Annotated in this window: 20 protein-coding genes; 15 read left to right on the top strand and 5 right to left on the bottom strand. The window is 67.1% G+C overall.

What is annotated here, in order from left to right:
• Positions 1 to 11: 11 nt before the first annotated feature.
• From MKI84_RS07315 to hisG, 3 genes are all read left to right on the top strand, one after another.
• Positions 12 to 236, top strand: a complete 225-nt coding sequence (locus tag MKI84_RS07315; RefSeq protein WP_241618017.1) for a hypothetical protein — start codon at positions 12 to 14, stop codon at positions 234 to 236.
• Positions 237 to 919: 683 nt separating this feature from the next.
• On the top strand, positions 920 to 2,050 hold the full coding sequence (locus MKI84_RS07320) for an ATP phosphoribosyltransferase regulatory subunit (RefSeq protein ID WP_241618019.1): 1,131 nt from the start codon (positions 920 to 922) through the stop codon (positions 2,048 to 2,050).
• On the top strand, positions 2,047 to 3,018 hold the full coding sequence (hisG, locus tag MKI84_RS07325) for an ATP phosphoribosyltransferase (RefSeq protein ID WP_241618022.1): 972 nt from the start codon (positions 2,047 to 2,049) through the stop codon (positions 3,016 to 3,018). Before MKI84_RS07320 ends, hisG begins: the two co-directional genes overlap by 4 nt.
• Before the next feature lie 30 nt (positions 3,019 to 3,048).
• Here the strand turns inward: hisG and cysG are convergent, their stop codons facing one another.
• The 4 genes from cysG to MKI84_RS07345 all read right to left on the bottom strand — a co-directional run bounded on the left by cysG (position 3,049) and on the right by MKI84_RS07345 (position 6,440).
• Positions 3,049 to 4,566 (bottom strand): siroheme synthase CysG, encoded by a 1,518-nt coding sequence (gene cysG, locus MKI84_RS07330; protein WP_241618024.1) that lies wholly within the window; start codon positions 4,564 to 4,566, stop codon positions 3,049 to 3,051.
• 134 nt (positions 4,567 to 4,700) lie between these two features.
• Complete coding sequence (locus MKI84_RS07335; RefSeq protein ID WP_241618026.1) at positions 4,701 to 5,198, bottom strand: TIGR00645 family protein; 498 nt, start codon at positions 5,196 to 5,198, stop codon at positions 4,701 to 4,703.
• 107 nt (positions 5,199 to 5,305) lie between these two features.
• Positions 5,306 to 6,016, bottom strand: coding sequence for a hypothetical protein (locus MKI84_RS07340; RefSeq protein WP_241618028.1), 711 nt, complete (start codon positions 6,014 to 6,016; stop codon positions 5,306 to 5,308).
• Positions 6,017 to 6,140: 124 nt separating this feature from the next.
• Positions 6,141 to 6,440, bottom strand: a complete 300-nt coding sequence (locus tag MKI84_RS07345) for a hypothetical protein (RefSeq protein WP_241618030.1) — start codon at positions 6,438 to 6,440, stop codon at positions 6,141 to 6,143.
• 268 nt (positions 6,441 to 6,708) lie between these two features.
• On the opposite strand from MKI84_RS07345, the gene ccoN reads away from it, so the two are divergent.
• The 12 genes from ccoN (at position 6,709) to MKI84_RS07405 (ending at position 20,790) form a co-directional block, all read left to right on the top strand.
• Positions 6,709 to 8,388 carry a cytochrome-c oxidase, cbb3-type subunit I gene (ccoN, locus tag MKI84_RS07350; RefSeq protein WP_241618032.1) on the top strand — a complete coding sequence of 560 codons (1,680 nt, stop codon included), beginning with the start codon at positions 6,709 to 6,711 and terminating at the stop codon, positions 8,386 to 8,388.
• An 11-nt stretch (positions 8,389 to 8,399) separates the two neighbouring features.
• A complete protein-coding gene (gene ccoO, locus MKI84_RS07355) occupies positions 8,400 to 9,158 on the top strand; it encodes a cytochrome-c oxidase, cbb3-type subunit II (protein WP_241618034.1) in 759 nt (252 codons plus the stop codon).
• A 10-nt stretch (positions 9,159 to 9,168) separates the two neighbouring features.
• Complete coding sequence (locus tag MKI84_RS07360) at positions 9,169 to 9,324, top strand: cbb3-type cytochrome c oxidase subunit 3 (protein ID WP_241618036.1); 156 nt, start codon at positions 9,169 to 9,171, stop codon at positions 9,322 to 9,324.
• Between the two features lie 4 nt (positions 9,325 to 9,328).
• On the top strand, positions 9,329 to 10,222 hold the full coding sequence (ccoP, locus tag MKI84_RS07365; protein ID WP_241618038.1) for a cytochrome-c oxidase, cbb3-type subunit III: 894 nt from the start codon (positions 9,329 to 9,331) through the stop codon (positions 10,220 to 10,222).
• 205 nt (positions 10,223 to 10,427) lie between these two features.
• The gene (gene ccoG, locus MKI84_RS07370; protein WP_241618040.1) at positions 10,428 to 11,891 is read left to right on the top strand and encodes a cytochrome c oxidase accessory protein CcoG; all 1,464 of its coding nucleotides are present in this window, start codon (positions 10,428 to 10,430) and stop codon (positions 11,889 to 11,891) included.
• A gap of 17 nt (positions 11,892 to 11,908) precedes the next feature.
• Positions 11,909 to 12,400, top strand: a complete 492-nt coding sequence (locus MKI84_RS07375) for a FixH family protein (protein ID WP_241618042.1) — start codon at positions 11,909 to 11,911, stop codon at positions 12,398 to 12,400.
• Positions 12,401 to 12,405: 5 nt separating this feature from the next.
• Positions 12,406 to 14,697, top strand: a complete 2,292-nt coding sequence (locus MKI84_RS07380; protein ID WP_342593619.1) for a heavy metal translocating P-type ATPase — start codon at positions 12,406 to 12,408, stop codon at positions 14,695 to 14,697.
• Positions 14,694 to 14,879, top strand: a complete 186-nt coding sequence (gene ccoS, locus MKI84_RS07385) for a cbb3-type cytochrome oxidase assembly protein CcoS (RefSeq protein WP_241618044.1) — start codon at positions 14,694 to 14,696, stop codon at positions 14,877 to 14,879. The genes MKI84_RS07380 and ccoS overlap by 4 nt, the downstream gene beginning before the upstream one ends.
• Positions 14,876 to 16,039, top strand: coding sequence for an MFS transporter (locus tag MKI84_RS07390; RefSeq protein WP_241618047.1), 1,164 nt, complete (start codon positions 14,876 to 14,878; stop codon positions 16,037 to 16,039). The genes ccoS and MKI84_RS07390 overlap by 4 nt, the downstream gene beginning before the upstream one ends.
• Before the next feature lie 115 nt (positions 16,040 to 16,154).
• Entirely contained in the window at positions 16,155 to 19,559 is a 3,405-nt protein-coding gene (locus MKI84_RS07395; protein WP_241618049.1) for an acyl-[ACP]--phospholipid O-acyltransferase, read from the top strand.
• Entirely contained in the window at positions 19,556 to 20,173 is a 618-nt protein-coding gene (locus MKI84_RS07400) for a TetR/AcrR family transcriptional regulator (RefSeq protein ID WP_241618050.1), read from the top strand. The genes MKI84_RS07395 and MKI84_RS07400 overlap by 4 nt, the downstream gene beginning before the upstream one ends.
• Positions 20,170 to 20,790, top strand: coding sequence for a hypothetical protein (locus MKI84_RS07405; RefSeq protein WP_241618052.1), 621 nt, complete (start codon positions 20,170 to 20,172; stop codon positions 20,788 to 20,790). The genes MKI84_RS07400 and MKI84_RS07405 overlap by 4 nt, the downstream gene beginning before the upstream one ends.
• A 56-nt stretch (positions 20,791 to 20,846) precedes the next feature.
• On the opposite strand, the gene MKI84_RS07410 is transcribed toward MKI84_RS07405, so the two are convergent.
• On the bottom strand, positions 20,847 to 21,167 hold the full coding sequence (locus MKI84_RS07410) for a YbaB/EbfC family nucleoid-associated protein (RefSeq protein WP_241618054.1): 321 nt from the start codon (positions 21,165 to 21,167) through the stop codon (positions 20,847 to 20,849).
• Positions 21,168 to 21,181 lie beyond the last annotated feature (14 nt).

The following is a 21,181-nucleotide window of genomic DNA, read 5'->3' on the forward strand; positions in this document are numbered from 1 at the left end:
GAGGGCGGCGCATGAAGCTGTTTCCGCTCGGCCCCAGCACGACCGGCGCGATCGCCGGCGGCCTTGGCACCATTGGCGGTCTCACCACCGCCAACTGGCTCAAGGCGAGCTATCAGGACGTCAATGACAGCGCGTTCCTGTTCGCGCTGATCATGTTCCTGGCGTCGTTCTTCTTCATCACCCTCATCACGGCGGCGCTGAAGCATCTGAACGAGCGGGCGGGGAAGCAAGGCTAGGCCTGTCGGCCTTCCGGCGTCGATCATCCTGTCCATCATCCCGGAAGCCGCAACGCGGCTATCGGGGATCGGGGGCAGAAGGGGAGCGGGGCTCCCTCGCACCCACGAAACTTATCCGCACCCCCTCCACCCTGCCGTAACATCCTCTCACCCTGTCCCGTGAAGGGGCGCAACCGGAGCGGCCGGCTGACGCGGGGCGGGGGCGGTGGCCGTGTGCCGGGGCATAACGCTCCCCGCGCGCGGCGGCCCAAGCCTTGCGTTCCCGACTGGCTCTGCCGCCGGTCACTTGGGAGGCGGTTCGAACGGTTCGCCGTCCGGCCGGCTCCCGCAGCGGAGGATAGCAACGGTCAGTCCTCCGGGGGCCGCAGGGAGCAAGCCAAAAAACACCGCGTGCGGGGTGCCGGAGACGGCGCGTCGATTGGTTGACTGAAGGCTTGCACCATTCCTTTCATCACGGTGCAGGCGACCGTCGGGGCCTCGGCTCCGGCACCCCGCGCGCCCTTCGCGGCGCCGCCTGCCCATCTCCCCGGCCGGTTCGCGGCGCGGGGCGCTTTCCGCTGTCCGCCTCTGCGCTGTCCACGCTCGCGGGAAACCATATCGACGCGGCGTCATGGACCCGACGCATCCCCTTTGCTAGAAGCGCGCAACCCTGCTCGGCAAACCGCCGAAACCGTTGAGCGACCATGACGACGCCCGTGCCGACCGCCACCACCCATGTCGGGGAACTGCTCGCGCTGTTCGCGCGCGCCGGATTCGAGCGCGTCGAGCCGCCCGTGCTGCAGCCGGCCGACGCCTTTCTCGACCTGTCGGGCGAGGACATGCGGCGCACCATGTTCGTCACCACCGACGAGGACGGCCGCGAACTGTGCCTGCGGCCCGATCTCACCTTGCCAGTGTGCCGGGAATACATCGCCGACGGTGCCGCCCAGCCGCGCGATTTCGCCTATCTCGGCCCGGTGTTCCGCTCGGATGTGCCGGGCGGGGAGTTGCTGCAGGCCGGCGTCGAATCCTTCGGCCGTCTCGACCGCGAGGCGGCGGATGCCGAATTGCTGGCGCTGGGGCTGGAGACGGCGGCGCTGTGGGGCGTGAACGATCCGGTGATCCGGCTCGGCGATGCCGGCCTGTTCGCCAGCCTGCTCGACGCGCTCGACCTGCCGCCCGGCTGGCGCCGGCGCCTCATCAAGGATTTCGCCCGCTCCGGCAGCCTGGGCGCCGACCTCGCGGCGCTGCGCCAGCGCCCGGAAGGCGGCGGCGTCTCGGCCCATGCCGGCGTGCTGTCGGCGCTGGCGGGCTCCGACCCGGCCGCCGCCCATGCGCTGGTGACCGACCTCTTGTCGATCGCCGGCATCTCGACCGTGGGCGGGCGCAATGTCGAGGAGATCGCCGGCCGCTTCCTGGAACAGGCCGCCTCCGGCGATGCCGACGGGCTGCCCGCCGAAAAGGTCGCGGTTCTGGAGCGTTATCTGGCGGTGGAAGGCAATCCCGACGCCGCGCTCGCCGGCTTGCGCGCTCTGGCGCGGGACGCCGGGCTCGACCTGGCGGGTGCGCTCGACATGTTCGAGACCCGCACCAATTTCATCGCCGCGCAGGGTGTCGAGATCGAGAAGCTGCGCTTCGCCGCCGCTTTCGGTCGGCCGCTGGATTATTATTCCGGCATGGTGTTCGAGCTGCACGCCAATGGCGGCGTCCATCCGCTGGTGGCCGGCGGGCGCTATGACGGGCTGCTGGCCCGGCTCGGTGCGCCCGCGCCGATCCCGGCGGTGGGCTTCGCGGTCTGGCTCGGCCGGCTCGATGCGCTGGAGGTTCGCTCATGAGCGCGCTCATCGTCGCCGTTCCGTCCAAGGGGCGCCTTCAGGAAAACGCCGTCGCCTTTTTCGCCCGCGCCGGCATGAGCCTCACCCAGTCACGCGGTGCGCGCGATTATCGCGGCACGCTATCGGGCGTGGAGGGGGTCGAAGTCGCCTATCTCTCGGCCTCCGAGATCGCCAGCCAGCTCGCCTCCGGCGCGGTGCATCTGGGCGTCACCGGCGAGGATCTGGTGCGCGAGACCATTCCCGACGCCGATTCCAAGGTGCTGCTGGTGGAAGGGCTGGGCTTCGGCTTCGCCAATGTCGTGGTCGCCGTGCCTCAGGCCTGGATCGACGTGCGCACCATGCGCGACCTCGACGACGTCGCGACCCATTTCCATGCGACGCGCGGCCGCCGCGTGCGCGTGGCGACCAAATATCTCAACCTCACCCGCGCCTTCTTCGCCCGCCACGGCATTGTCGATTACCGCATCGTCGAGAGCCTCGGCGCCACCGAGGGCACACCGGCGGCGGGGACGGCGGAGCTGATCGTCGACATCACCACCACCGGCTCGACGTTGGCGGCCAATGCGCTGAAGGTGATCGACGACGGGGTGATGCTGCGCTCGGAAGCCAATCTGGTCGCCTCGCTGGGCGCCAACTGGAACGCGCCGGCCCGTGCGGCCGCCCGCGCGCTGTTCGACCGCGTGACCTCCGCGCGCAAGGCGGCGACCATGCGCGAGGTGAAGACCCGGTTCTCCGCCTGCGACACCGCGGTGGTGCGCGAGGCGGTGGAGCGATTCCGCGCGGTCGCCCCGTTCGGCGCGCCGACCTCCTCGGGAATGGTCACGCTGCACTGCCCGCCGGACACGCTGCACGGGCTCGCCGTGTTCCTGCGCGACAAGGGCGCGGCGACCGTCTCGGTCGGCCCGCTCGATTATGTGTTCGCGGCGGAAAACCCGCTTTACGAGAAGCTGGCGGCGAAGATCGGGTAGACGTCACCAACGCCCGCCTGCTGACCAGCCTCAGCGGCCCAGCGCGGTCCCGGGGGCGTCGAGCCTCGTGCTTGCGAACGCCTCGGCCTCCCCGATGGCGTGCCCGAACAGGATCAGGCACGGCCCCAGCGACACGCCGGCCGCCAACTTATCCGCGACCGCCGCATCCAGCTTATCCTTGAGCGTCGAGACGGTGGCGGTGACCCGGAATTCTTCGGGGCGGGTGGCGGAGAAGATGGCGAGGGCCGGTGCATGCGGATCGAGACCGGCGGCCATCGCCTTTTTTGCCAGTTCTTCCCAGGTACGCTGCGGCATGTAGACCACCGTGGTGGCGGCCGGGTCGGCGAGTGCCTGCCAGTCGAGATCGCGCGGCAGTTTGCCGTCGCGGGCATGGGCGGTGATGAACTGCAGCCGGCGGGCATGGTCGCGATGGGTGAGCGAGACTCCGAGCCGGCTCGCCGCGCCCTGTGCGGCGGTGATGCCCGGCACCACCTCGATGGGCAGGTTGGCGGCCCGCGCGGCGGCGATCTCCTCGCCGGCGCGGCCAAACACCATCGGGTCGCCGCCCTTGAGCCGCACCACGCGCTTGCCCTGCTTGGCCAGCGAGACCATCAGCGCGTTGATGTCGTCCTGCTTGCAGGAGGGGCGGTAGCCGGTCTTGCCGACCAGCAGTTTCTTGGCCTCGCGCCGCGCCACGTCCAGCACGGCCGGGGAGACCAGATCGTCATAGAGCACGACATCGGCGGATTGCAGCACGCGAACCGCCTTCAGCGTCAGCAGCTCCGGGTCGCCCGGCCCGGCGCCCACCAGCGCGACCGAGCCGCGCCCTTCAGTGTCGCGCTCGGCTTCCGCGCGCTCAAGCAGCGTCTCGCGCAGCGCTTCGTCCGGCGCGGCCTCGGGTGTCTCCAGCGCGCGGCGGGTGAAGCGTTCCCAGAACCGGCGGCGGCCCTGATAGCCCAGCTCCAGCGCCGCGACGCTGGCGCGCCAACTGCGCGCGGCCTGCGCCCAATGGCGAAAGCCCTGCGGGATCACCGCCTCGATCTTGGCGCGCACCGCCTGCCCGAACACCGGCGCGGCTCCGTCGGTGGAGATGCCGATCACCAGCGGCGAGCGGTTGACGATGGCGCCGAAGGCGAAATCGCAGAAGGCCGGTTTGTCGACCACATTGACCGGCACGCCGGCCGCCCGTGCGGCCTGCGCGAAGCGTGCGCCCTCCGCGTCATCCTCAATGGCGCCGATGGCCAGCGCCGCACCGGCAAGGTCGGCGGGCGTCCAGTCGCGGGAGTGCAGGGTCAGCGTGCCGTCCGGCGGGTTCTGCGCCAGCGACAGGAGATCGGCCACCGGTTCAGGCGCGAACAGCTCGACCTGCGCTCCGGCGGCACAGAGCAGCTCGGCTTTCCAGGCGGCGGCGTCCGACCCGCCGGCCAGCATCACGCGCCGGCCCTTCAGCGCGAAGAACACCGGCAGGCGCGCGAGCGGCGCCATGCGCGCGGTGGAGCCGTCCACCGGGTGTCGTGCGTCGTTTTCGTCGCTCAGGCCGTCGGCCATGGGGCAGGTCCGTCTTGCCGGCCGGGGGCCGGGGGTGATCAATCTGGATATAACACACGAATATCGGAATTGAAGGATATAAACAGCGTCTGTCCGATTATCCGGTTTGACCCCTTGGCCGCTGCGGCCGGGGCTCAGTGTGCCTTGTCGGACAGCCGGTCGGTCCAGGCCAGCACCACGCCGGAAAGCACGAACACGACGTGGATGATCACCAGCCACATCAGTTCCTTCTCGTCGACGCCGCGGTCGAGGTCCATGAACGCCTTCAGCAGCGCGATCGCGGAGATGGCGACGATCGAGGCCAGCAGCTTCTGCTTCAACCCGGCGAAATCGACCTTGGTCATCCATTCCGGCCAGTCGGAATGACCCTCGGCGTCGATCTTGGAGACGAAGTTCTCGTAGCCCGAGAAGATGACGATGACCACAAGGCTGCCGGTGAAGGTCAGGTCGATCAGCGCGAGAATGCCGAGAATGGTCTCGCTCTCGTCGAACTGGGTGGCATGGGTGACGAAGTGGAACAGCTCATTGGCGAATTTGAACAGCAGTACGGCCAGCGCGATGACGAGGCCGATATAGAACGGCGCCATGATCCAGCGGCTGATGAAGATGAAGCGCTCGATGAGCTTTTCCATGCGTGGCACCGGATTCCTTCTCGCGGATGCCAGAGGGGTGACATGCCGCTGCGGCGTCGGCAAGTGGTTTGCTGCATCGCAACCACGCGCGCGGCGGCCGGGTGCCTTCAGCGCGGTATCATCTTCTGATAGGTGTTCTTCAGATTGTCCTGAATCACCGTCGCGGTGCCGGCGGCGGTCAGCATGAGGTCCTGCTCCGGCACGCGCGTCGCGTAGCTCCAGCCGGCCGGCAGCGTGAGCTTGGCGCCGAGGCCGGGCAGGTCGGCATAGGTGAGTGCCGGCTCCAAGATCTGCGCATAGGACTGCATCACATAGACCGCGCCGTCCGGCCCGGTAAGCTGAAACACCGGCTTGCCGGCATCGAAGCGATAGGTGGTGTCGCGCTCGATGGTCTGCTCGGTATAGGCCGGCCCCATGGCCTGATGCAGCGACAGCCCGATTTCGGCGCGTTTGGCGAAAGTGATGCCGCCGACCGTGATCACCTCGCCGGTCTTGGTGGCGCCCGAGGCGATGATGCCGTCCATCAGGAAGTGGCGCGGTCCGTTCATCACCACGGCAAGGGTCTCGAACTGCCGGAGCAGATCGAGCCGGGTGATCGCCTCCCATTTGCCTGCCGGGCAGTCGTCGAAGCCGAGCGTGTTGTAGACGGAGGCCCGCAGGCCCTCCCGCGTGACGTGGACCGGCACGATCTCGCAGTAGCGCGCATCGCGCAGGAGCGCGGGGAGCTGGGGTGTCGGCTGCGCCTGCGCGGCGCCAGACAGCGCCAGCAGCAGCGCGAGCAGAGCGCCCGGCAGATTCACGAAACGAGAGCAAGTCACGGCGTCGCCACAGTCAGGTTGCGGTGCCCGCACGTTACCGCCGGATGCGAGGCTGCCGGAAGCGGGCGCAGCGATGCGACCAAAAATAGTCAGGCGCTGCGGCCGGAACAGATCTTTTGAGCGGTCAACGACTCCTGCGGCGCCCGAGCAGCAGCAGAATGATACCGAGCGTGCCCAGCACGGCGAAGAGCGGGGCGGCGAGCGCGGGAACCATGACCTTCTCCCACGCCTGCTCGGACAGGTTGGTTTCCACCAGCGACTGGAACGAGGCGAGCGTTCCCGGACTGGTTGCCTCCCAGGTGAGGCCGAACGGGGCCAGCACCAGCTGCGAGGAGGCGATGGAGCGCACGCCATCCAGCACCAGTGCGACGAAGCCGCCCGCCAGCAGCCACATGCCCAAGAAACGCACTACGAACCGGATCATGCCGTCTCCCCGCCGGGCCTCGCCGCGCCCGAATCCGGTCTAAGCGCCGCCGTCCCATGAGGCAAGCGCCTGTGCGCCGAGAAGGCGCGGTAACGCCTGCGACCGGGCGACCACCGCGACATTCCGTTCCAATCCCTCCCGGGGCGATCCGGGAAGACCCTTAGCCTTGACGTGGATCAAGGCCCCCTCACGCCCGCGTGACAAAGGTCCGACCAGACTATGGAGCCGTTCCAGATTTCCAGCGGAACCGGGGCGGGTGGAGGATCGAATGTCGGAACCGGATAGCTACGCCGCCGTAAAGAGCGTGCAGAAGAGCATGACCTTCGGCGAGGGCGGCCTCGCCGCCGTCTTCGCGATCATGGCTCTCGCCTGCATCACCATCGCGGCGAAGACCGATAGCGCTGCCTATGCCTTCCACGCCTATCTGTCGGCGCTGGCGAGCATCGCGGTCGTTTTCGTGGTGCTGAACCGCTATGTCGACCGCCCTGCCGCCCTGCCGGAGCAGGAGATCGCCGGCAAGCCGAACTACAATTTCGGCCCGGTGAAATTCGCGACCGTCGCGGCCGTGTTCTGGGGCCTTGCCGGTTTCACGGTCGGCGTGCTCATCGCGTTCCAGCTCGCCTTCCCCTTCCTGAACTTCGACCTGCCCTGGACCAGCTTCGGCCGCCTGCGCCCGCTGCACACCTCGGCGGTCATCTTCGCCTTCGGCGGCAATGTGCTGATCGCGACCTCGTTCTACGTGGTGCAGCGCACCTCGCGCGCCCGCCTCGCGGGTTACCTCGCGCCGTGGTTCGTGGTGCTGGGCTATAATTTCTTCATCGTCATCGCCGGCACGGGCTATCTGCTGGGCATCACCCAGGGCAAGGAATACGCCGAGCCGGAATGGTATGCCGACCTGTGGCTGACCGTGGTGTGGGTGGTCTACCTGCTGGTGTTCCTCGCCACGCTGTGGAAGCGCAAGGAACCGCACATCTATGTGGCGAACTGGTTCTACCTCGCCTTCATCGTGACCATCGCCGTGCTGCACCTCGGCAATAATGCCACGGTGCCGGTCTCGGTGTTCTCGCCCAAGTCCTACATCGTGTGGGCGGGCGTTCAGGACGCGATGGTGCAGTGGTGGTACGGCCACAACGCGGTGGGCTTCTTCCTGACCGCCGGCTTCCTCGCCATCATGTACTACTTCATCCCGAAGCGTGCCGATCGGCCGGTCTATTCCTACCGCCTGTCGATCATCCACTTCTGGGCGCTGATCTTCCTCTACATCTGGGCCGGCCCGCATCACCTGCACTACACGGCGCTGCCGGATTGGGCGCAGACCCTGGGCATGACCTTCTCGATCATGCTGTGGATGCCCTCTTGGGGCGGCATGATCAACGGCCTGATGACGCTCTCCGGCGCCTGGGACAAGCTGCGCACCGACCCGGTGCTGCGCATGATGGTGGTCTCGGTGGCGTTCTACGGCATGTCGACCTTCGAAGGTCCGCTCATGTCGGTGAAGGAGGTCAACTCGCTGAGCCACTACACCGACTGGACCATCGGCCATGTGCATTCCGGCGCGCTGGGCTGGGTCGCCTACATCTCCTTCGGTGCCATCTACTGTCTGGTGCCGTGGCTCTGGCAGAAGCGTGAGCTGTATTCGCTGCGCCTCGTCAACTGGCACTTCTGGATTTCGACGATCGGCATCGTCTTCTACATCTCGTCGATGTGGGTGGCGGGCATCCTGCAGGGCTTGATGTGGCGCGCCTACACCTCGCTCGGCTTCCTCGAATACTCGTTCATCGAAACCGTCGAGGCGATGCACCCCTTCTACATCATCCGCGCGGTGGGCGGCGTGCTGTTCCTGATTGGCGCCCTGCTGATGGCCTTCAACGTGTGGATGACCATCCGCGGGCCTGAAGCCGTCGAGGCGGGCCTGCGCGCCACGCCCGCCCCCGTTCCGGCCGAGTGAGGACGAAAACCATGGCTGAAGTAGCCGCAACCAAGAAGTCGCTCTGGGCCAAGCATGCCTTCTTCGAGAAGAACTCGATCTGGCTGGTGATCGGCATCCTGATCGTCATCTCGATCGGCGGTCTCGTCGAGATCGTGCCGTTGTTCTACCTGAAGAGTACCATCGAGAAGGTTTCCGGCGTGCGCCCCTGGGCGCCGCTGGAACTGGCGGGGCGCAACATCTACGTCCGCGAGGGCTGCTATAACTGCCACTCGCAGATGATCCGCCCGCTGCGCGACGAGGTGGAGCGCTACGGCCACTACTCGCTGGCGGCCGAAAGCATGTACGACCACCCGTTCCAGTGGGGTTCCAAGCGCACCGGGCCGGACCTTGCCCGGGTCGGCGGCAAGTATTCCGACGAATGGCAGCGCCAGCATCTGGCCGATCCGCGCTCGGTGGTGTCCGGCTCGATCATGCCCGGCTACCCCTATCTTGCGCAGACGTCACTCGCCACGTCGGAAGTGGCCGCCGACATGCGGACCAACGCGATCGTCGGCGTCCCCTACACCGACGAGATGGTCGAGAATGCGCTCGCCGACCTGCGGGCCCAGGCGAACCCCGATGCCGACGGCGTCGACGCGTTCCAGAAGCGCTACCCCGGCGCGCAGGTCCGCGACTTCGACGGCAATCCGCGCGCGCTGACCGAGGCCGATGCCCTGATCGCCTACCTACAGGCGCTCGGCACCATGGTCGATTTCAAGCTCTACGAAGACAAGGCCAACGTGCGCTGAGGAGGCGACGATGAACGAGACCTACCGCGCCGTCGCCGAATTCGCCCAGACCTGGGGTCTGATCTACTTCGTCGGCATCTTCCTGTGCGTGCTCGTCTATGCGCTGGCTCCCAGCCGCAAGCGCGAGTTCGAGCACGCTGCCCGCCTGCCTCTGAGCGAGGATTGAGACCATGGCCGAAATTCATGCGTCCGAGACGCACAAGCCCGAGGTCGATGCCGTTACCGGCGTCACGACGACCGGGCACGAATGGGATGGCATCAAGGAACTGAACCATCCCCTGCCGCGCTGGTGGCTGTGGACCTTCTATGCCTGCATCGTGTGGGCGGTGGGCTACTGGGTGGTCTATCCGGCCTGGCCGCTGGTGTCGTCCTACACCTCCGGCGTGTTGGGCTGGAACTCGCGCGAGGCGATTCAGGCAAGCATGGCGGACCTGCGCGCCCAGCGCGCCGAATTCGCTGGCAAGCTCGACGCTGCATCGCTGGAGGAGATCGAGCAAAATCCCCAGCTGCTCGCCTTCGCCCGCGCGCAGGGCCGGGCCGCCTTCGGCGACAATTGCGCCCCCTGCCACGGCGCGGGTGGCGGTGGTGCCAAGGGCTACCCGAACCTGAATGACGATGACTGGTTGTGGGGCGGCTCGCTGGAGCAGATCCAGCAGACCATTCTGCACGGCGCGCGCTCCACCGACGCCGCCGGCCACATGGGCGACATGCCGGCCTTCGGGCGCGACGGCATCCTGACCCATCCGCAGATCGTCGCAGTGGCGGATTATGTGCGCTCCATCGCTGGCCTCGAACAGGTGGCGGATGCGCAGCTGGAGGAGGGCAAGGAAATCTTCGCCGCCAACTGCGCCGCCTGCCATGGGCCGGACGGCAAGGGCAACCAGGAACTCGGCGCCCCGAACCTGACGGACGGCATCTGGCTCTATTCGCCCGACAAGCCGACCATCATCCAGGCGGTGGCCAATGGGCGTGGCGCGATCATGCCGGCCTGGCAAGGGCGGCTCGACGACAGCACCATCAAGGCACTGACCGTCTACGTGCACACGCTCGGTGGCGGCCAGTAGCCACCGACGCAGCTCTCGCCGGGGCCCCACGGCGATGGGCAGTCGAGGCGGCGTCCCGTGCCGGTGACATCATGTCTCCGGGACGGGGTGCCGCATACGCATTTTCCCGCCCGGCATGGCCCGGATCAACCGCGCACACCACCGGCGCTAGAAAGCAGTGCGGGCATTCGGTGGAGCGCCGATGCCCCGCGCCGGGAGAGTATCGATGAACATGGCGACGAGGGACGCGCAGGCGGACGAGGTGGGCACGGACGACGGCCCGCTCTATGAGGCGCGGCGCAAGATTTACCCGATCGCCGTCCATGGCCGCTTCCGCAAGATCAAGTGGGCGCTGCTGGCGATCACGCTCGGCATCTACTACCTGCTGCCCTTCGTGCGCTGGGATCGCGGGCCGAACGCGCCCTCGCAGGCGGTGCTGGTCGACCTCGCCAATGGCCGCTTCTATTTCTTCTTCATCGAAATCTGGCCGCAGGAATTCTACTACCTGACCGGCCTTCTCATCCTCGCCGCGCTGGTGCTGTTCCTGATGAACGCCGTCGCCGGGCGCATCTGGTGCGGCTATCTGTGCCCGCAGACGGTGTGGACCGACCTGTTCCAGGCGATCGAGCGCATGGTGGAGGGCGACCCGCGCGAGCGCCGCGAGAAGCTCAAGCACGCCTCCCGTGCACAGCGGGCCTTCGAGGCCGCCTCGAAGCACACGCTCTGGCTGATGGTGGCTTGGTGGACCGGCGGCGCCTGGGTGCTCTACTTCGCCGACGCCCCCACGCTGGTGATGCAACTCCTCAAGGGCGAGGGGCCTGCCGTCGCCTATGTCTGGATCGGCATCCTCACCTTCACGACCTATGTTCTCGCCGGCCACATGCGCGAGCAGGTGTGCACCTATATGTGCCCCTGGCCGCGCATCCAGGCCGCATTGACCGACGAATACGCGCTGAACGTCACCTATCGCTATGACCGTGGCGAGCCGCGCGGCTCGTTCAAGAAGACGCAGGCGTTGAAGCTTCAGGGTCTGCCCGGCGGCGATTGCGTGGACTGCAACCAGTGCGTGGCGGCGTGCCCGACCGGTGTCGATATCCGCGACGGCCTGCAACTCGGCTGCATCCAGTGCGGCCTGTGCATCGACGCCTGCGACGCGGTGATGAACAAGATCAACCGGCCGGCCGGGCTCATCGCCTATGATACCGATATGAACGTGCAGGCCCGCGAGCAGGGCCGGCCGACGGTGACGCGCCTGCTGCGCGCCCGCACCGTGCTCTATGCCGCGCTGATCGTCGTGGTCGGCGGCATCATGCTCACCACGCTGGCGACGCGCGGCTATGAGGGCCTCTCGGTCATTCACGACCGCAACCCGCTCTTCGTCCAGCTTTCCGACGGTTCGATCCGCAACGCCTACACGCTGCGCCTCGTCAACAAGGAGTTGACCTCGCGCCAGTTCCAGATCGCGGTGGAAGGCGTGCCGGACGCGGTGGTCGAGGTGGTCGGCGGCGTGCCGGATACGCAGGGCCGTCCGGTCGTGGCGGTCGGGCCCGACCAGACCTATGAGGCGCGCGTGCTGGTCTCGACCCATGCCCGGCTGCCGCAAAGCGCCTCGCTCCAGATCACCTTCCACGCCGTCGATATCGAGAGCGGGCGGACCGCCTCCGCTCCCGATCATTTCAAGGGTCCCTGAGGCAGGAAACGCGCGCCATGGCGATGAGCTCTGACCATACCTCCACCGGAAAACCGATCACCGGCCGCACCGTGCTGGCCTGCTTCCTGGGCTTCTTCGGCATCGTGTTCGGGGCGAATTTTTTCCTCGTCCGTGCGGCCGTCACCAGCTTTGGCGGGGTCGAGACCGAGAGTTCCTATAAGGCTGGCCTGGAATTCACCCGCGAAAGCGCGGCAGCGCAGGCACAAGAGGCACGACACTGGCAGGTCGCGGCCCATCTCGCAGCCGGCGAACTCGACGTGAGCGCGCGCGATGCGGACGGCCAGCCGCTGACCAGCCTCGACATCGCGGTCCGGCTGCATCACCCGACCGACCGGCGGTTGGATCAGGCGGTTGATCCCGAGCGTATCGGCGCGGGCCGGTGGCGGGCCGCGGCAGCGGTGCCGCCCGGCCAGTGGGACCTCGTGATCGAGCTCAGCCGCGACGGCGAGCGCCTGTTCCGTTCCAGCAACCGGGTCGTGACAAGGTAGCAGCCATGAGCGTGGATGCCAGTGTGGCGCGGCTACCGTCCCTTGCCCCCACTTCTGTCCGGTCGGGCGGCGAGCCGGCGAGGGTGGAGGCGGTTCAGGATTTTTCGCTGTTCGTGCGAGAAAATGAGAGCGGTCAGGCAGAAATGGCCTTCGCGATCGAGGGGATCGACTGCGCTGCCTGCATTGACGAGATCGAGGACGCGGTCGAGGCGCTGCCCGGCATTGCGCAGGCCCGGCTGAATTACACCAGCCACCGGCTGACCGTGGCCTGGAAGAAGGACGCATCGGCCGAGCCGGGGGCGATTTTACGCGCGCTGGCCGGGGCCGGCTACAAGGCCTATCCGTTCGAGGCGGACCGCGCCGAGGAGATGGACCGCACGACCGCGCGCCACCTGTTGCGCTGCCTGGGCGTGGCGGGTTTCGCCATGATGAACATCATGCTGCTCTCGGTCTCGGTGTGGTCGGGCAACGTCACCGACATCACCCCCGAGACGCGCGACCTGTTCCATTGGCTTTCGGCCCTGATCGCGCTGCCGGCCGCCGCTTATGCCGGCCAGCCCTTCTTTCAAAGCGCGATCCGCGCGCTCAAGGCCCGCAGCCTTAACATGGACGTGCCGATTACGCTTGGCGTGATGCTGGCGCTCGGGGTGTCCGTGTTCGAAACGCTGAACCATGCCGAGCACGCCTATTTCGATTCGGCGGTGATGCTGCTCTTTTTCCTGTTGACCGGCCGCTATCTCGACCACGCCATGCGACGCCGGACGCGGGCAGAGGCAAGCAATCTTGCCGCACTCAAGGCGACCAGCGCCAGCCGGCTCGCGCCCGATGGCTCGCTGGTAACGGTTCCCGCCGCCGCCATCACGCCCGGCGACATGGTTCTGGTGCGCGCCGGCGAACGGGTGCCGGTGGATGGGGTCGTGGTGTCGGGCACGGCTTCGGTGGATGAAAGCCTGATCACCGGTGAGACCCTGCCGCGCGCGCTGGCGGCGGGCGCGCCGATCCATGCCGGCAGCCTGGTGCATGACGGGGTGCTGCATGTCCGCACAACGGCGGCGGGCGAGGATACCTTCATCGAAGAGATCGAGCGGCTGCTCGACAAGGCCGCGACCGCACGCGGCTCCTATGTGCGGCTGGCCGACCGTGCGGCGCGGCTCTACGCGCCGATGGTCCATGCCACCGCGCTGCTGTCGCTGGTCGGCTGGCTGGTCGCGGGCGCTTCGGTGCATCAGGCGGTGCTGATCGCGGTCGCGGTGCTGATCATCACCTGCCCCTGCGCGCTGGCGCTCGCGGTCCCGGCGGTGCAGGTGGTGGCGGCGGGCACCCTGATGCGGGCGGGCGTGTTGCTGAATTCCGGGGACGTGTTCGAGCGGCTCGCGCTGGTCGACACCGTGGCTTTCGACAAGACGGGAACGCTCACCGTCCCTGAGATGATGCTGGACAATGCCCGGTCGGTGGATCCCGACCTCATCGACATCGCCGCGCGGCTGGCAGCGGGAAGTACGCATCCGCTGGCGCGCGCCATCGCCGTCGCCCGGCCCGGCGCCGTGCCGCCGGAGGAGCTTTCGGAAATTGCGGGCGCCGGGGTCGAGGGTGAGCTTCATGGCATCCCGGTTCGGCTCGGCAGCCCGGATTTCTGCGGCTGCATGGATCTGGCGGAAGCCGCTGCCGCGCCGGATGCCTCGCTGGTGGCGGTGCGTGCCGGGGAGCGCCGCGCTGTGCTGGTGATCCGCCAGTCGCTGCGCCCGGATGCGCGGGCGGTCATCGACCAGCTTCGCCGCTGGGGCAAGGATGTCATCATCCTGTCCGGCGATCGGCCGGCGGCTGTGGCGCGGGTGGCGGGCGAACTGGGCGTCGAGGACTGGCGCGGTCACGCGATGCCCGCCGACAAGATCGCTGTGCTCGAACAGTTCGGCGCGCAAGGACGGCGGGTGCTGATGGTGGGCGATGGGGTGAACGACGCCCCGTCGCTTGCCGCCGCCAGCGTCTCTATCTCACCCATCACAGCGGCGGACATAACCCGCGCCCATGCCGACGCGGTGTTTCTCGGTGAGCGGCTGGCTCCGGTCGCTGCGATGATAGCGGTTTCGGCGCGAGCGCGGGCGCTGATGCAGCAGAACCTGATCATCGCGGTGGTGTACAATCTGATCGCGGTGCCGCTGGCCATCGGCGGCTATGTCACGCCCCTGGTGGCGGCGCTCGCCATGTCGGGCTCCTCGGTAATCGTGACGCTGAACGCCCTGCGGGCCCGTTCGTGCCGCGTTTCCACGGCCGACAGCCGGGAGGCTCCCTCGCCATGAATGTGCTGATCTATCTGCTTCCCATGGCGCTTGGGCTGGGTCTGCTCGGGCTGCTGGCTTTCACATGGTCGCTGCGCAGCGGCCAGTATGAGGACATGGAAGGCGCCGCCGTCCGTGTGCTCAGCGATGACGACCTGGATCGGCGGGTTGAGCGAAACATGAAGGACATGGCGCCACGATGAGCCTGGGTCTGGGGTATGGCGAGGAGGATGCCGCCGCCCGTGCCGGGCGCCTCGGCTGTGCCTGCCCGGAGGAGCGCGCAGGCGTGCTGCGCCGGCCGCCGGGGCAATGGCAGCTTGCCGGCGGCTTCGCCCTGATCGTGCTGGCGCAGGCGCTGACTCTCGGCGTCCTGCCGCTCGCCGGGGCGATGCTGGATGACGGCCTGCTGTTTCACGGACTTTCCATGGCCGGCCTGCCGCTGGCGGCGTTCTTTCTAGGAGCGGCTTGCGCCAGCTTGCCGGCATCCTTCCTCCTCGACGCCTTCGGCCGGCGAGCGGCCTTCGCCCTCGGCGCCAGCCTTGGCGTCGCGGGTGGCCTGATCGCGGCCTATGCCGTCACCATGCGGCTGTTCCCTGCGCTGGTGGTCGGCGGCTTCTGGCTCGGGAGCGCGCAGGGCTTCGGTATGTTTTACCGACACGCCGCCGCCTTCGGCACCGGCAGTGCGGGCCGGGCCGGAGTGATCGCCCGCCTGCTCGGCGCCGGGGCACTCGCTGGAATAGCTGGGCCGGCGGCGGCCGGAGCCGTCGAGGCGCTGTTCACGCCCTTCACCTTCGTCGGAACCTTGACGCTCGCGGCCTTGGCGCAACTCGGCGCGCTTTCCTTCGCCGTGACGCTGCCCGAGGCGCGCTTCTCCCACGCCGAGCTGACGGCGGATGCCGAGGCGACAGCCCCTCGACCGGAGACGCCGCCTTGGCGCGCCCTGCTCGCGCCAACGTTGGTGGGCATCCTTGCCTGGAGTGCGATGACATCGGCCATGTCGAGTGCGCCGCTGGCTATGGCCGATTGTGGCATCAGCCTGCCCGTTATTTCCGGCTTGGTGGCCTGGCATGTGGTGGCGATGTACGCGCCGGCGCTGCTCGGGGGGCGACTGGCCCTGCTTCTGGGCAATAGTGGCGTCGCGTTGTGCGGCGTGGCGTTGTGCCTGGGCGCTGCGCTGTACGCCCATGTTGAAACCGAGGCGGCTCGGATCGGCATAGGCTTCCTGCTGGTGGGTGCGGGGTGGTCGCTTGCGACACTCGGCGCGACGCTGATGCTGCACGCCCGAGGCGCGCCCTCCCGATTCCAGCTCGCGGCCCATGATGCGGCCCTGCTTCTGGCGGCACTGGCGGGAACACTGCTTTAGGCCGTCATTTCTCTCCCGACTGACGAAAGCGACCGCACGGCGGGCAATTGACTTGGTCGAAAGTTTATGTGAGTGATCGTTTACTTACATAAATGGCGACCCAGGGAGTCCGCCCATGTTCACGCGCCTGATGTCCGCCAAGCGCTTTGCACCTCTATTCTGGTGCCAGTTCTTCAGCGCGTTCAACGACAATTTCGTGAAAAACGCGATGGCGCTGCTGATTCTCTATGGCATAGGGCAGGCCAATGGCGGGGCGCTCGTGACGTTGGCCGGGGCGATCTTCATTCTCCCGTTCTTCTTGCTCTCCAGCCTCGGCGGCCAGATCGCGGATCGTTACGACAAGGCGCTGGTGGCGCGTCGGGTGAAGTTCGCCGAAATCTGGATCGTGCTGATCGCCTCTTCCGGCTTCGTGCTGCAATCGCTGCCGATGCTGTTCTTCGGCCTGTTCCTCATGGGTTGCTTGTCGGCGCTGTTCGGGCCGGTGAAGTTCGGCATCCTGCCGGATCAACTCGCCAAGGATGAGCTGGTCGCCGGCAATGCGCTGGTGGAGACCGCGACCTTCATCGCCATTCTCGGCGGCACGGTCGCTGGCGCACTGGCGATAACCCATGTCGGCGACTGGCATGTGGCGGCCTACACGTTTGTCCTCGCCGTTATCGGCTGGCTGTGCGCGCGCTTCATTCCCTCGACCGCCCAACGTGCGCCGGGCCTGAAGATCGACCTCAACATCTTCCGCGGCACGACCCAGATGCTGCGCGACCTGCGCGCCCAGCCCAATGTCTGGCGCGGCGCGCTGATCGTGAGCTGGTTCTGGATGGTGGGCGCGGTGGTGCTCTCGCTGCTGCCGACCATGGTGAAGGAGAACATCGGCGGCGAGGAGGGCATCGTCACGCTGTTTCTGCTGCTGTTCACCGTTGGTGTCGCCATCGGCTCCATGCTCGCCGCCAAGCTGTCCGAGGGCCGGATCATTCTGGCGCTGGTCCCGTTTTCGGGCATAACGATGGGGCTGTTCGCGCTGTACATCGCCTTCACCATCGCGGCGTTGCCGGTGCCGGTCGAAATGGTGAGCTGGCAGGACTTCCTGCTGTCGCCGGCGGGCCTTCATGCGGCGGTCGGCCTTGTCGGCCTCGCCGCCTCCGGCGGTGCCTTCGTGGTGCCGACGTTCGCTTATGTGCAGGCCGAGGCGCATGAGGAGCAGCGGGCGCGGGTGATCGCCGCGAACAATGTGCTCAATGCCGCCATGATGGTGGCCGGCGCCGTCGTGGTCGCGGCGTTGCAGATCGCCGGCTTCGGAGCGCCCGCCCTGCTGGCTGTGATCGGCGTTGCGACGCTGATCGTCGCGCTGCTGGTGGGCCGCGCCTTCCAGGGCCATGTGCTGCGCGATCTGATCCGCCTGGTGTTCCGGGTGTTGTTTCGCGTCGAGGTGACGGGGGCCGAGCACCTGAAGAATGCCGGCCCGCATTCGGTGATTGCGATCAACCATGTCAGCTTTCTCGACGCACCGCTGATCATGGCGCTGCTGGACAATGATCCCGTCTTCGCGGTCGATGCCGGCATCGCCGAGCGCTGGTGGATCAAGCCGTTCCTCAAGCTGGTGCGCGCCTTCCCTCTGGACCCGACCCGCCCGCTTGCCACGCGCGAATTGATCAAGCTGGTGCAGCAGGGCGAGCAACTGGTGATCTTTCCGGAAGGTCGCATCACCGTCACCGGGTCGATCATGAAGATTTATGATGGCTCGGCGCTGGTGGCTGACAAGGCCGGCGCGCTGGTGGTGCCGGTCCGCATCGAGGGGCTCGAGCAGACACCATTCTCGCGCCTGACCACCGACCAGACCCGCAAGCGGCTCTTTCCCAAGGTGCGGGTGACCATCCTGCCGCCCAAGCCCATCGAGGTCGACCCGGAACTGTTCGGCCGCAAGCGCCGGCGCGCGGCCGGGGCGGCGCTCTACGACATCATGTCGGATCTGATGTTCGCCACTGCCCATTCCGACCAGACTATCTATCAGGCGGTCGAGGAAGCCGCGGAGCGGCTCGGCAAGGGACGCATCGTGGTCGAGGACCCCCTTGGCACCTCGCTGAGCTACCGCAAGCTGCTGTTGGGCGCGAAGATCCTCGGGGCCAAGCTGGCCGCCGAGACACAGCGCGGTGAAAATGTGGGCGTGCTGCTGCCCAATGCCGCGGGCATTGCTGTCGTGCTCATGGGACTGTCCCGCCACGGGCGGGTGCCGGTGATGCTCAACTACACGGCGGGGGCAGCCAATCTGGTGTCGGCCTGCCGTGCTGCCGAGGTGAAGGTCATCGTCAGCTCGCGCGCCTTCGTCGAAAAGGCGAAGCTGGAGGCCGAGGTCGTCGAGCTGTCGAACCATGTCCGCGTGCTGATGAGCGAGGACATCCGCGCCAGCGTCACCACATCGCAAAAGATCGCCGCCATGCTGCCGGACCGTGCGCCCAAGCCGGCGCACCCGGATGAGCCGGCCTTCATCCTGTTCACTTCGGGATCGGAGGGGAGTCCGAAGGGCGTCGTGCTTTCACACCGCAACATCCTGACCAATGTCGCGCAGGTGGCGGCGCGGATCGACTTCTCGCCGGCGGACATCATGTTCAACGTGCTGCCGGTGTTCCACTCCTTCGGGCTCACCGGAGGGCTGGTGCTGCCGATGGTGTCGGGGCTCAAATGCTTCCTCTACCCCTCGCCGCTGCACTACCGGATCATTCCGGAGATGGTCTACGCCACCAACGCCACCGCCATCGTGGGCACGGACACCTTTCTCATGGGCTATGCCCGCACCGCCAATCCTTACGATTTCCGCTCGCTGCGCTTCGTGGTGGCGGGCGCCGAGCCAGTAAAGACCGAGACGCGCCGGGTGTGGATGGAAAAATTCGGCCATCGCATCCTGGAAGGCTACGGCGTCACCGAGTGCGCGCCGGTGCTGGCGGTGAACACGCCGATGTTCAACCGCGCCGGCACGGTCGGCCGATTGCTGCCGGGCATCGAGCACGTGCTCGAACCGGTGCCGGGTATCGACGAGGGTGGCCGGCTGAATGTGAAGGGTCCGAACGTGATGCTCGGCTATCTGCGCGCCGAGGCACCCGGCGTGCTCGAACCGCCGGAGGCCGGCTGGTATGACACGGGCGATATCGTGGCCATCGACGAGGAGGGTTTCGTCGCCATTCGCGGCCGCGCCAAGCGCTTCGCCAAGATCGCGGGCGAGATGATATCGCTCGCCGCCATCGACGCCATGGTCGCGGCGCTGCGGCCCGATGCCGAGCATGTCGCGGTCGCGATCCCCGACGCGCGGCGCGGCGAGCGCATCGTGCTGATGACCACCGATGCCGGCCTGACGCGCGCGGCGCTGCAGGCCTATGGCCGCGAGATGGGCGTGACCGAGTTGATGATCCCGGCGGAGATTCAGCTCATGGACTCGCTGCCCCTGCTGGGCTCGGGCAAGGTCGACTTCACCTCCGCCCGACGCCTCGCGCTGGAAGTGGCGGCCGCGCGGGCCGGCGGAGGGGCGCCGTGAGCGCGCAGATGCGTCGCGGCCGCGACGGCGCGGAGACGCGCGCGCGCATTGAGGCCGAGGCGCTGCGGCTGTTCGCCGAAAAAGGTGTCGCCAGCACGTCGGTGCGCGACCTCGCGCAGGCGGTGGGGGTAAGCGAGGGCGCGCTGTACCGGCATTTTGCCTCCAAGGAGGCGCTGGCGCGCGAGCTGTTCCTCTCGCGTTACGCCGAGCTGGCCCAAACGATTTTATCGGTCCGCGATTACTATTCCGGTTTTACAGCGCGGCTCGGCGAGATCGTGCGGCTGGCCTGCGCACTTTTCGACGAGGAGCCGGCGCTTTTTGGCTATCTGCTGATCAACCAGCACGACCATCTGGTCCACGTTCCGGCCGTACCGGAGGCCAATGCTGTGGCGGCGCTTGCGTTGGTGCTGGAGGATGCAGCCGGCGAGGGGGCAAGCCTGCCGCAACCTGCCGAACTCGCCGCCGCGCTGACGCTCGGCATGGTGATCCAGCCGGCGGTGTTTGCGGTGTATGGCCGGCTTGAGCGCCCACTCGCCGCGCATGCCCCGGCGATTACTCAAGGCATACTCAGGATGCTCGGCGCTCCAGCACCAAAGCAGGAGGCCAGCACATGAAAGTGGCACAGTATATCAACGCCGCCTTCGGCCTAGCCGCCCAAAGGCATGCATCAATTTTTGACCGCTGGATTGCGCTCTCGCTCATTGGAGCCGGTTTGCCGAGGTCACTCTTGATGCCCAACATCCAGCGGATCGGCAGGCTGGACATCTTGCTCCGATGCCTGGAGGAAGAACTCATCGCTGTGGGAGGGGAAGCCCGTGGCGACCTCGGTTTTGATCACTTGTTACACCTGTCAGAGCTCTGGGTAGGAAGCGCATACGAGATCTTCCGCGTCATGGACGAGCGTGGACTCGTGGAGAAGACACCCGAATTTAAGCAGATCAAATGGGACCTCAGTTTGCTGAGAATGCCATTGGAAAAACACGAATTGGCCGGTCGGAAGCGGACCGGTGTGCTTGAGTTCTGGCCGATTGGCGAAGCCAATGTCTCGGATTCGGCCGAAGTTTATGATCCGGACGATCCGCAGCGCTCTTTCATTATGCCAACAGGTCTGTCGTCACGAGGGTCGGCTAGCTGGGCGCCATATGACCACCTAGCCGGTAGCTCGCGATGGATTGAGCGACGCCAGATTGCCGACGCTATCCTCAGCCACTGGGCTCCGACGCTGGCTTAGGTTCTTGCCGCAAGGCGGAATTAGCCGGAACAGAAGCGCTGCTTGCACTTCACCCGTCAGAACAGCTTCAGCCCGGGCGGGATCGGCAGGCCGGCGGTCAGCGCCTGCGTCTTTTCCTGCACCAGCCGCTCGCTCTTGGCGCGCGCCTCGGCGTGGGCGGCCACGATCAGGTCTTCCAGAATTTCCGCCTCATCCGGGTTGTAGAGGCTCGGGTCGATCGAGATCGCCTTCAGCGCGCCCTTGGCGGTAAGCGTCACCTTGACCATGCCGCCGCCCGAGGCGCCTTCCACCTCGATGGATTCCAGCTCGGCCTGCATCTGTTCCATGCGGGCCTGCATCTCCTTCACCTTGGACATCATGCCGAGAAGGTCTTTCATGCGGGCTCCTTTTC

Origin of the sequence: Ancylobacter gelatini (assembly GCF_022601675.1) — a bacterium.
GTDB classification, from domain to species: domain Bacteria; phylum Pseudomonadota; class Alphaproteobacteria; order Rhizobiales; family Xanthobacteraceae; genus Ancylobacter; species Ancylobacter gelatini.